General features: G+C 64.0%; 11 protein-coding genes. 5 read left to right on the top strand and 6 right to left on the bottom strand.

Features of this window, described 5'->3' with window-relative positions:
* Positions 1-257: 257 nt before the first annotated feature.
* From LD110_RS13140 to LD110_RS13130, 3 genes are read left to right on the top strand one after another with little or no spacing between them, the layout of a single operon-like run.
* Positions 258-1,055 (top strand): ABC transporter ATP-binding protein, encoded by a 798-nt coding sequence (locus tag LD110_RS13140; RefSeq protein WP_225499264.1) that lies wholly within the window; start codon positions 258-260, stop codon positions 1,053-1,055.
* A 16-nt stretch (positions 1,056-1,071) separates the two neighbouring features.
* A complete protein-coding gene (locus tag LD110_RS13135; RefSeq protein WP_374200341.1) occupies positions 1,072-1,815 on the top strand; it encodes an ABC transporter permease in 744 nt (247 codons plus the stop codon).
* Positions 1,812-2,426 (top strand): TetR/AcrR family transcriptional regulator, encoded by a 615-nt coding sequence (locus LD110_RS13130; protein WP_225499263.1) that lies wholly within the window; start codon positions 1,812-1,814, stop codon positions 2,424-2,426. Before LD110_RS13135 ends, LD110_RS13130 begins: the two co-directional genes overlap by 4 nt.
* 46 nt (positions 2,427-2,472) lie before the next feature.
* On the opposite strand, the gene LD110_RS13125 is transcribed toward LD110_RS13130, so the two are convergent.
* The 6 genes from LD110_RS13125 to dxr are packed head-to-tail and all read right to left on the bottom strand — an operon-like array spanning position 2,473 to position 8,209.
* Positions 2,473-3,231 carry a hypothetical protein gene (locus tag LD110_RS13125; RefSeq protein WP_225499262.1) on the bottom strand — a complete coding sequence of 253 codons (759 nt, stop codon included), beginning with the start codon at positions 3,229-3,231 and terminating at the stop codon, positions 2,473-2,475.
* A 39-nt stretch (positions 3,232-3,270) separates the two neighbouring features.
* Entirely contained in the window at positions 3,271-4,161 is an 891-nt protein-coding gene (locus tag LD110_RS13120; protein ID WP_225499279.1) for a GNAT family N-acetyltransferase, read from the bottom strand.
* Positions 4,124-5,290, bottom strand: coding sequence for a flavodoxin-dependent (E)-4-hydroxy-3-methylbut-2-enyl-diphosphate synthase (gene ispG, locus LD110_RS13115; protein WP_225499261.1), 1,167 nt, complete (start codon positions 5,288-5,290; stop codon positions 4,124-4,126). The genes LD110_RS13120 and ispG overlap by 38 nt, the downstream gene beginning before the upstream one ends.
* A 52-nt stretch (positions 5,291-5,342) precedes the next feature.
* A complete protein-coding gene (locus LD110_RS13110; protein WP_225499260.1) occupies positions 5,343-5,636 on the bottom strand; it encodes a YciI family protein in 294 nt (97 codons plus the stop codon).
* Positions 5,637-5,654: 18 nt separating this feature from the next.
* Positions 5,655-6,986 carry an RIP metalloprotease gene (locus tag LD110_RS13105; RefSeq protein WP_225499259.1) on the bottom strand — a complete coding sequence of 444 codons (1,332 nt, stop codon included), beginning with the start codon at positions 6,984-6,986 and terminating at the stop codon, positions 5,655-5,657.
* Between the two features lie 38 nt (positions 6,987-7,024).
* Complete coding sequence (gene dxr, locus LD110_RS13100; RefSeq protein ID WP_225499258.1) at positions 7,025-8,209, bottom strand: 1-deoxy-D-xylulose-5-phosphate reductoisomerase; 1,185 nt, start codon at positions 8,207-8,209, stop codon at positions 7,025-7,027.
* Positions 8,210-8,318: 109 nt separating this feature from the next.
* On the opposite strand from dxr, the gene LD110_RS13095 reads away from it, so the two are divergent.
* Together LD110_RS13095 and LD110_RS13090 are read left to right on the top strand one after the other, a co-directional pair.
* The gene (locus LD110_RS13095; RefSeq protein ID WP_225499257.1) at positions 8,319-9,761 is read left to right on the top strand and encodes an NAD(P)/FAD-dependent oxidoreductase; all 1,443 of its coding nucleotides are present in this window, start codon (positions 8,319-8,321) and stop codon (positions 9,759-9,761) included.
* A gap of 48 nt (positions 9,762-9,809) precedes the next feature.
* Positions 9,810-11,270 carry a lipase maturation factor family protein gene (locus LD110_RS13090; protein WP_225499256.1) on the top strand — a complete coding sequence of 487 codons (1,461 nt, stop codon included), beginning with the start codon at positions 9,810-9,812 and terminating at the stop codon, positions 11,268-11,270.
* The last annotated feature ends 15 nt before the right edge of the window (positions 11,271-11,285 follow it).

Genomic DNA, 11,285 nt, shown 5'->3' with positions numbered 1-11,285 from the left:
ACAACTGACATCACGCGGAGGTATTGCAATGAGGCAACGATGCACCTATCCGGAGGTTTTCAAATGAGGCAACGAATCACTTTTGCCGGAGGTATTGCAATGAGGCAACGGGGGAACTCTTCGTGACGCCACCTTGACCGCGCATCAGGGCAGGTCTACCTTAAATTCATCAGGTGATGAATTTATTGGGCCAGTTCCCTATAGGGCTGGCCGGGATGCCTCGCAGATGAAGTGCCAGAGGGACCACGGAGGAAGCCATGTCCCATATCGCCAAAGCCGCCCGGGATGTCCCCCGGATGCCGGAAGCTATTCAAAGCACTGCAATTGACGTCCGAGGTCTGCACGTCAGAAGGCGTCGCACAACCATCCTTCGCGGACTGGACTTCACTGTGGACTCCGGACGGATCACAGGGCTGCTGGGGCCGTCAGGAAGCGGAAAGACAACTCTCATGCGCACACTGGTGGGTGCCCAACGGATCACCAAAGGCACGGTTACAGTACTCGGCAGGCCTGCAGGGGCCGCTTCCCTGAGGCATGAAGTCGGCTACCTGACCCAGGACCCAAGCGTGTATCCGGACCTTAGCGTCGAAGCCAATGTTCGCTATTTCGGCGCCATGCATGGCATGAAGGCGCCGGACATCGCTGCGGCGATTGCCGCCGTCGGGCTTGAAAAGTTCACCAAACAGCGGGCCGCGGACCTTTCCGGCGGGGAGTTCAGCCGCGTATCGCTGGCTTGCGCGCTAGTCTCGCGGCCAAAGCTGCTGATCCTCGACGAACCCACAGTTGGGCTGGATCCTGTGCTCCGCGCGGACCTTTGGGAGCGGTTTGCAGCCATGGCAGCTGCCGGTACCACACTCCTGATTTCAAGCCACGTGATGGAAGAAGCCAGCCACAGCTCATCGCTGCTGCTGCTCCGGGAAGGCCTGCTGTTGGCGCAGCTGACCCCCGCCGAACTGGGTGAACGCGGGCACAGTTCCGACTTGGAGCGCGCCTTCCTCAACATCATCCGCGACGCGGAGGCCGCAGCGAAGGTCGCCCCCGAGGAAGGACGGTGACGTGATGAATGCACTCATGATGTTCGCAACTGCCAGGCGGGTCCTGGAACAGTTGCGACACGACCATCGGAGTGTGGCCCTGATCCTGCTGGTGCCGGCGCTCCTGCTGACCGCCGTCTACTTCCTCTTCGAAAACGAGGTTCTCCCGCCAGGAATGCCACGGACCTTTGACCGCATCGGCTTGATGATGCTGGCAATTTTCCCGTTCGTGGCGATGTTCCTGGTCACCTCCATCACCATGCTCCGTGAGCGGACTTCCGGCACCTTGGAGCGACTGCTGACCACGCCGATCCACAAGGCGGACCTGCTGTTCGGCTATGCGCTGGCGTTTTCCCTCATGGCGTCCCTGCAGTCGCTCGTTGCTACGGCGGTGGCCTACTGGGTTTTCAACTTGGATATCAAGGGCGGCCCCGGGCTCGTGGTCATGATCGCGGTCATCAACGCCGTCCTTGGTGTGGCCCTGGGCTTGCTGTGCTCGGCGTTTGCGCAGACCGAGTTCCAGGCCGTGCAGTTTATGCCTGTGGTGGTCGTTCCGCAGATCCTGCTGTGCGGGCTGTTCGTGGCACGCGACAGGATGAACGAGGTCCTTGAGGCAATCTCCAACGTCCTGCCGCTGACGTTTTCCGTGGACGCGCTCCAGGAGATCGCCGGCCACAGCGATGCCACCGAAGCCATGTGGCGGGATGCCGGAACGGTTGGCGGGATTGTGGTCCTGGTCTTGGTGCTGGCATCGTTGACGCTCCGACGGCGGACGGCATGAGCGCAACTGAGCCAACTGCGCGGCGCGGCCGACGCGCCGGCGGCGAAGACTCACGGGGCCATATCCTCGCGACAGCCAGGCATCTCTTCGCGGAACACGGCTTCGAAGGAACCAGCCTTCGCCAGGTGGCCCGGGAAGCGCACGTGGATCCCGCGATGATCCACCACTACTTCACAGGCAAGGACGAACTGTTTGCCCTGAGCGTCGAGTTGCCGGCCGATCCCAACCAGGTGCTGGAGGGCGTGGATGAATTGGACGCCGGTGTCCGTGCCGAAGCAATAGTCCGCGCCGTCCTGCGGCTGTGGGACAGTCCGATGCAGCACGCCCTAGTGGCATTCGTCCGGGGAACCATCGGTTCCAAAAGCAAGACCGCGCTAATGCGGCAAATGGTCAGCCGCACTATCCTCTCCCGGATCATGGCCGGAGTGCCTGGTTCGCCGCACGAAGTGGCCTTGCGAGGCGACCTCGTGGCCACTCAAGTGATGGGTCTGATGCTGGTCCGGTACGTGGTCCGCTTGGAGCCACTGGCTTCGGCGACACCCGAGGAAGTGGTTCGTTTGGTGGCGCCGAATGTCCAGCGGTACCTCACAGGTGACTTGGACGCGGTATAGGAATCGACGCCGCAAAGCACTGTGCCCCAGGTCCGCCCTGCGGTGCCTACTTAATGAGGGCTGCTGCCTGATCCAGAAGAGTGCCGGCCCGGTCCTTGGCTGCTTCTTCGCTGGCGCCACCGCCCGCCGTCGCGGTGATCAGAACATCGTCCTTTACTACCTGCGCGACGATCACGGATTGCCGCTGTCCACTCGAAAGCTTGGTGTCCGAGCGATAGGCCAGCGTTCCGGGAACCGACCCCACACCAGCGACCTTGGTAGTCGTGACGGTCGACGTGACACCCTGCATCGTCACCTTCAAGGTGGCGCAAGACGACAACTGCTGGTCCGATTGGGCAATCATCTGATCCAATACGGCTTTGTCGAGTCCAGAAGAAAGCGTTAGGGCGTTACTCGTTCCGGTGGCAGCATCCTGGTTTAGGCCCATGGCTATGGAGGCACCCTCAACAGGCCTGTTGAGTCCGGCCATGGCCAGGTCCTTGCATGTCGCTGGCTCCGCCGTGACTTGGGACATCAACGCCTTGACCTGCTCAAGGCTCGCCGCAACATCCTTTTGCGAAATTACCTTGAGGGACGCGCCAGTACCGTCGGTTATTTGGTGGACAACTGCCTCAAGCTCTGCAGCGGTGTATTTCTTTGGAGTTGGTGTCGGTGTGGGCGTCGGGCTCGGACTGGAAGAACTGCCGGCCGTGCCGCCGGCCGGGGTCGTCGTCGATCCCCCACAGCCAGCCAGCGAAAAGGCGAGTGCCCCGCACACCATTACCGCAGCCAAAGCTGATTTGGCCGCAAAAATCGTGTTCTTCATTTGTTCCCCCAAAGGCGAGTGATCGCGGACACTCGCCCGCTAGAAAAGCACTGTAGCGAACGTTCCGCGCTGGCTGAAGCCCACACGTTCGTAGGTTGCCCGGGCCCGGGTGTTGTAGTCGTTCACATAGAGACTGGTGATGGGTGCGAACTCCCTGGACAGGGCCACGACGGCGGCCATGTAGCCGGCGCTTAGGCCGAGTCCGCGGTAGTCCGGGTTCATCCACACGCCCTGCACCTGGGTGACCCCGCTGGTCACCGCTCCGAGCTCAGCTTTGAATATAACGTTGCCCACTTCATCGAGATGGACCAATGAATGCCGCTGCCGGATCAGGCCTGCGATTCTGCGGCTGTAGTACTCCTTGCCGCCAAGGAACGGCGAATAGCCCACTTCTTCCTCGAACATGGCCGCGCAGGCCGGAAGGATCCGATCGAAGTCTGCCATGTCGCCGAAGCCCAAATTGGGGTTCGGCGACACTGCGGGCAGTCCGCTGAGCACCAGCAATGGCTGGTGCGCGCGGACTTCGTGGGCGTAGTGCCCCAGTTGCTCCAGGCGGGAGTAGAGGGCGAGTACTGCGTCCGCCGGCCCGAAGATCGAGGCGAAACGGCGGCCGGACTGATGAGCGGCCATGGCCACGTATCCTGCGAGGTCCGGAGCCAACTGAACCGGCACCAGGTTGGCGCCGGCCCAGCACGCGCCAATTAGCTCAATGCCGTCGAAGACACCGTAGACCCGCGCGCCGCCCTGGGTAGGGGCGGCCGTTCCGGAGGTCTCCAGATGCGCGAGGATAAAGACGTTGGCTACTTCGTCCGTGAGGGCCAGTTGGCGCAGGGTGTCCGTGTCCAAGCCGGTGAGTTCCCTGACGGACAGGCCCGGCCGGACCGCCGTGTCGCTACGAGACGCTAACCACGGGGCTACCTTTGACAGCATCTTCGCCATCGGCCTCCCCCATCTCTTCAGCGATACGCATGGCCTCTTCGATCAGTGTCTCAACAATTTCGCTTTCGGGCACAGTCTTGATGACCTGGCCCTTAACAAAGATCTGGCCTTTGCCATTGCCGGACGCCACGCCAAGATCCGCCTCGCGTGCTTCGCCTGGACCATTGACCACGCAGCCCATAACAGCAACGCGCAGCGGAACTTCCATTCCTTCCAGACCGGCTGTGACCTGCTCGGCCAGCGTGTACACGTCCACCTGGGCGCGTCCGCAGGACGGGCACGAGACGATTTCCAGCTTCCGGGGACGAAGGTTCAGCGACTGCAGGATCTGGATGCCCACCTTGACCTCCTCCACGGGAGGTGCGGAAAGGGATACGCGGATGGTGTCGCCGATGCCCTTGGAAAGGAGCGCGCCAAACGCGGTGGCGGACTTAATGGTGCCTTGGAAGGCCGGCCCGGCCTCGGTGACGCCAAGGTGCAGCGGCCAGTCGCCGCGTTCGGCCAGGAGTTCGTAAGCACGCACCATCACCACGGGATCGTTGTGCTTCACGGAGATCTTGAAGTCGTGGAAGTCGTGCTCTTCAAAGAGGCTGGCTTCCCAGACGGCGCTTTCCACCAAGGCCTCCGGCGTGGCCTTGCCGTACTTCTGCAGGAGGCGCGGGTCCAGCGATCCTGCGTTGACGCCAATGCGGATGGACGTCCCATGGTCCTTGGCCGCCTGCGCGATTTCCTTCACCTGGTCATCGAACTTGCGGATGTTGCCTGGGTTGACGCGCACCGCTGCGCAGCCGGCCTCGATCGCCGCAAAGACATACTTTGGCTGGAAATGGATGTCCGCAATCACGGGGATCTGCGACTTCTTGGCGATGATCGGCAGGGCTTCAGCGTCGTCGGCGGAGGGGCATGCGACGCGCACAATGTCGCAGCCCGCGGCCGTGAGCTCGGCGATCTGCTGAAGGGTGGCGTTAATGTCCGTGGTGGGCGTGGTGGTCATCGACTGCACGCTGACGGGGTGCTCGGAGCCTACCCCCACCGAGCCAACCTGGATCTGGCGGGTCTTGCGGCGCGGGGCGAGGACGGGTGGCGGGGCCGACGGCATTCCCAGGCTGACCGATGTCACGGGGACTCCTTGGGTTCTTTCTTGGGGATCGTAGTTTGCGTCTTGAAGGCTCTTAGGCCGCGTGGGGAGCCAGGATGCCAATCACCGGCGTCCATTCGGTTGTCCGAATACCTGCGATGGTGCCTTCGGCGGCGTAGGGGTCCTGCTTGAGCAGCTCGTTGAGCTCGGCCTCATCGTTGGATTTGAAGATCAGGAGGGCACCGGCACCGTCGCCGTACGGACCGCTTGTAAGAAGCTTGCCTTCCTCTGCCAGGCCAGCCAGCCAGGCGCGGTGGGCGGGACGGGTTTCGTCGCGGGCTCCCTCGGAATCTGCGGCATACACGTACTCAACAGCGAAAACAGTCATACGGCTACCCTATCCGTTTTAGCCGAACAGATTGACCGGCTTGACGATGTCAGCGTAGATCAGGAGGGCCCCCATGGCGATGAGCAAGCCCGCCACAACATACGTCAGGGGCAGCAGCTTGGCGATGTCGAATGCACCCGGATCAGGCTTTCCTGCCAGTTTGGCCACCCTCCTGCGCACCCCTTCATACAAGGCTCCGGCGATGTGGCCGCCATCCAGGGGTAGCAGCGGAATGAGGTTGAACACAGCCAGCGCGAAGTTGAGGCCGGCCAGGATGCCCACCATGGCCGCGGCCCGGGCCTGCGCGGGCACTTGCTCCATAGCCGCCACTTCCCCGGCGACGCGCCCGACACCCACCACACTCATTGGCCCGTTGGGATCGCGCGGCTCGTCACTGAACGCGGCCTGCGCAACGCCCGCAACACGGGCAGGAAGGTTTAGGACGACCCCGGCAACCTGCCTGATGTTCTCGCCCGCCATAGGCAAAACGCTCGACGCCGGCTGCGGCACCAGGGCGGTCTGCGCTCCGATGCCCAGGAAACCGACCTCCCGGTACAGCGGCTGCCCGTCAGCCCCCTTGGCCTGGCGGCCGTCGTCGCCGATCACCGGCCGGGACGTTAGGACCGGCGTGACCGCCGTCGCGATTGTGGAGCCGTCCCGCTCAACGGTGACCGACACTTGCCGCCCTGCGGACGCGCGGATCCAGCCGCTCAGTTCATCCCAGCTGGTGACATCCTTGCCGTCGAAGGTCTTGACCACGTCGCCTGGCTTCAGCCCTGCTGCGGCGGCCGGTGTTGCCTTGCAGTCAGCAGAATTCGGATCCACGGTCTGACCGGCGTTCACCTGGCACTTTGACACTTCAGCGATAGTGGTGGAGGGCATCGAAATGCCGAAGCCCATCAGCAGTATGGCGGTGAAGACCACACCCAGGACCAGGTTCATGGCCGGCCCGCCAAGCATGATGATGATCTTTTTCCAGACGGGAAGCTTGTAGAAGACCCGGTTCGCGTCGTCCGGCCCCACGTCCTCATGGGCAGCGGAACGGGCCTCCGATGCCAGGGTTTGGAACATGCCCGTGCTGGACGGTCGGACGCTGCCGTCCTCCTTGTTGGGCGGGTACATGCCAATCATGGCCACATAACCACCCAAGGGGATGGCCTTGAATCCGTACTCGGTTTCGCCTTTGCGCTTGGACCACAGTGTGGGCCCGAAACCGATCATGTACTTGGTCACGCGGACTTTGAACAACTTGGCAGGCAACAAATGGCCCACCTCGTGCAAGGCGATGGATACCGCAACGCCGACCGCCACAATGACGACGCCGAGAATGAAGAGAAGGACGGAATTCATAGACGGGAGGCGCTGCTTCTTTAGACGATGTGTGCTTCTTAGAGGATGCTCTTGGCTAAACGATCGTGGGTACGGGTCCGTGCCCACTCTTCAGCATGCAGCACAGACTCAACCGTTAGCTCGGAAGAACCTGAATGTTCGCTGAGCACGGAATCAACCGTATCCACAATGTCGGTGAAGCCGATACGGCCGGCGTGGAAAGCCTCCACCGCTTCCTCATTGGCCGCATTAAACACAGCCGGATAGGTGCCCCCCTGCTTCGCCGCGTCCTTGGCCAGGCTGACCGCCGGGAATGCCTCCGGGTCCAGGGGTTCGAAGGTCCAACTGGTGGCCTGGCTCCAGTCGCAGGGGCTGGCTGCGCGGGGAACCCTGTCCGGCCAGCCAAGCCCCAGCGCGATGGGCAGGCGCATATCCGGCGGGGAAGCCTGGGCGATGATGGAGCCATCCACGAACTGCACCATCGAATGGACCACGGACTGGGGGTGGACCACAACGTCGATGCGGTCCAGCGGAACATCGAACAACAGGTGCGCCTCGATGACTTCCAAGCCTTTGTTGACCAGCGTGGCGGAGTTGGTGGTCACCATGAGTCCCATGTCCCACGTCGGGTGGGCCAGGGCCTCCGCGGGAGTCACACCGCGCAGCTCGTCCCGGTTCATGCCCCGGAACGGCCCACCGGAGGCTGTGAGGATGAGTCGGTCCACTTCATCCCGTCGGCCGGAGCGGAGGCACTGGGCGATGGCCGAGTGTTCCGAGTCGACTGGGACAATTTGCCCATCGTGGGCGGCTTCCTTCACGAGGCTTCCGCCGACGATCAGCGATTCCTTGTTGGCGAGTGCCAGTGTGGCGCCTGAAGCGAGCGCGGCCAGTGTCGGGGCCAGGCCGATGGAGCCCGTGATCCCGTTGAGGACCACATCGCACGGGATGGCGGCGATGGTGGCCGCGGCGTCCGGCCCGGCGAAGATGTCCGGCCGGTAGTCGCGGAGCCCGGCCACTGCGGCGGCATCCTCAATCAGTCGGCGCAGTTCCGCCGCGTCCCCCTGGGCGATCCCGACGGCGGCAGCCCGCGTGTGGACAGCCTGCCGCGCCAGGAGTTCCAGGTTCGCGCCGCCGGCGCTCAGGGCCAGAACGTTGAAAAGGTGCGGGGCGCCGTCGACGACGTCAATCGCCTGCGTGCCGATGGAACCGGTGGACCCGAGGATGACGATCGTGCGCGGCTGCATGGCTTAAGTATCCCGCAGGCAAGACACGCGCCCGCACCCATGGTTGGCGCGGTCCGCCCGCGACGGGCAGACTGTGTCCCATGGACACCGCACAAGCAGGACGGCTTCCGTGACTGATGTCACGGTGGTGGGCAGCGGTCCGAATGGCCTGGCGGCAGCGGTCACGGCCGCCAAGGCGGGGCTGAGCGTTCGCGTGCTGGAGGCGGCCCCGCACATCGGAGGCGGGCTGCGCACGGAGGAACTGACCCTGCCAGGATTTCGGCACGATGTGTGTTCGGCAGTGCACCCCGCCGCGGTGGCCTCGCCGTTCTTCCGCGCGTTCGGCCTCCTGGACCGAGTCCAGTGGATCACTCCCGAGATTTCCTATGCGCATCCCCTCCCCGGCGGCAAGGCCGCGCTTGCGTGGCGGGACCTGGAAAGAACGGTTGAGGGGCTGGGCCGCGACGGCGCGGCCTGGCGTGGCCTGCTGCGCCCGCTTTTGGACAGGCTCGACGGCGTGGTGGACTTTACGGGGTCGCCGCTGCTTCGTGTGCCGCGGGACGTTATGGCCGCATTCCGGTTTGGCCTGGCCAGCCTGGAGCAGGGCACTCCCCTGTGGAACGTGCGCTTCCGGGAAGAGTCCGCCCCCGCGCTTCTGACTGGTTGTGTGGCGCATGCGGCCGGGCGGATGCCGTCGCTCGCATCGGCCGGGGCGGGATTGCTTTTGGCCGTCCATGCCCACGCGGGAGGATGGGGGTTCCCGGCGGGCGGCACGCAGGCCATCGCCGACGCGCTTGCCGCCGAGCTCAAGGCCCACGGCGGGACGATCGAATGCGACCACACCGTGACGTCCCTGCAGGAACTGCCTCGGAGTCAGGTGACCCTGTTGGACACGTCGCCACGGCTGCTGCTGAGCGGCGACGTTCCTCAGCGTTATGCACGGGCCATTCACCGCTTCCGCTTTGGCGCCGGGGCAGCCAAAGTGGACTTTGCCCTTTCCGCGCCGGTGCCGTGGACCAATCCCGACGTGGCACGCGCGGTCACGGTCCACCTTGGCGGGGACCGGGCAAGCATCGCTGCCGCGGAGAACGCCGTACAGAACGGACGAATTCCCGGGGAACCGTACGTTCTGGCCGCCCAGCCGAGCGTATTGGACCCCACCCGAGCCCAACCGGGGGGGCACGTCCTGTGGGCCTACATCCATGTTCCGCCCGATTCCGCAGCGGACCCAACGGAGCTCGTTACCGCCACCGTGGAGCGCTATGCGCCTGGGTTCCGGGACGTCATCCTGGCCTCGACGGCACGACCGGCGTCGGAACAGGAAAGCTATAACGCCAACTACGTTGGCGGGGACATTTACGGCGGGGCGCTGACCATGTGGCAGCTCGCCAAACGGCCGGTACTGTCCCCTGCCCCGTGGCGTACACCGGTGCCGGGCGTGTATTTGTGCTCGTCGGCCACGCCGCCAGGGCCCGCCGTGCACGGTATGGCCGGGTGGTTTGCGGCACGGCTGGCACTCCGGGAACGGTTCGGGATCGAGGCGCCCTACGGGGACCTGGTCGCGGGAGGTTGATGGCCACCGGGGATTGATCCGGAGCGGCTCAGGCGTAGCGTGGTGATTGTGGACTGGCTTGCCTGGTTCGACGCGCCAGAATACGGGTTCGCACGGCAGGTGCTTCAGCGGGGCATCGCTGCGCTGTTTTTTGTGGCTTTTACCTCCACGCTGAACCAGTTCCCGGCGCTCCTCGGCGAGCGCGGACTCTTGCCCGTTCCTGCCTACCTGGCGCGCATCGGCAAACCGTTACGCCCGTCGCTTTTCACCTGGCGATATTCGGACGGACTCCTGCGCACGGTCTGCTGGATCGGCGTGGCTATCTCCGCGTCCCTCATCCTTGGCCTGCCCCAACTGGGTCCGCCGTGGGTTCCCATGCTGGCGTTCCTGTCCCTGTGGCTGCTGTACATGTCCATCGTCAACGTCGGCCAGACCTTTTACGCCTTCGGCTGGGAGATGTTGATCCTGGAAGCGGGATTCACCGTAGCGTTCCTGGGTTCGGACCAGTCGCCCCCGCCGCGTCCCATCCTGCTGTTGCTGGCCTGGTTGGTGTTCCGCCTGGAGTTCGGGGCGGGGATGATCAAGATCCGCGGTGGCCAGGAGTGGCGGGACCTGACGGCGCTCTACTACCACCACGAGACGCAGCCGATGCCCGGTCCGCTCAGCCGCCAGTTCCATCTATTGCCGAAGGCGTTCCACAGGCTGGAGGTCCTGGGCAACCACGGGGCCCAACTGGTGGTGCCGTTCCTGCTGTTCGCGCCTCAGCCGGTGGGAAGCATTGCCGCGGGGGTCATTATCTTTACCCAGTTGTGGCTGGTGGCCAGCGGCAATTTCGCGTGGCTGAACTGGTCCGCGATCGTCCTGGCGTTCGCCGCCGTGAGTGACCCGGTGGCGCATGCGGTCCTTCCCATCATCCCGCCGTCCTGGGTTCCCGCTCCCGGGTCCTCCGCCAGCTCGCCCCTCTGGTGGGTCGGCATCGTCCTTGCCGTCACAGTGTTGCTGCTGGTCCTGAGCTACTGGCCTATCCGAAACCTGTTCTCCAGGGGACAGCTTATGAACGCGAGCTTCAACCGCTGGCAACTGGTTAATACCTATGGAGCTTTCGGCACCGTGACCAAGGACCGGATCGAAGTGACGGTGGAAGGGACCATGGACGAAGACCCGGATGAGGGTGCTGACTGGCAGGAATATGGCTTCAAGGGCAAACCGGGCGATGTGAACCGGCTGTCCAGGCAGTTTGCGCCCTACCATCTGCGCCTGGACTGGCTCATGTGGTTCCTGCCGCTCCGCACGGTCCACGAGCGGTGGTTCTACGCGCTGCTGGCCAAACTCCTGGAAGCGGACCAACAAACCCTGGCGCTGCTCCGCAAAGACCCTTTCAACGGGGAGAAACCCCGTTGGGTGCGCGCCACAACGTACCTCTACCGCTTTTCCACCCGTGCCGAACACAAACAAACAGGCCAGCGATGGATCAGGCTCTACCTGGCCGAGGCAATCCCGCCGCTCTCCCGGAGGCTGGAGCGGCGATAGCATGGCCGCCGGGAC

Origin of the sequence: Arthrobacter sp. M4 (assembly GCF_020251205.1) — a bacterium.
In the GTDB taxonomy this organism is placed as follows: domain Bacteria; phylum Actinomycetota; class Actinomycetes; order Actinomycetales; family Micrococcaceae; genus Arthrobacter.
The sequence above is the reverse complement of the archived record's forward strand: the minus strand, read 5'-3'. Positions and strand labels throughout refer to the sequence as shown.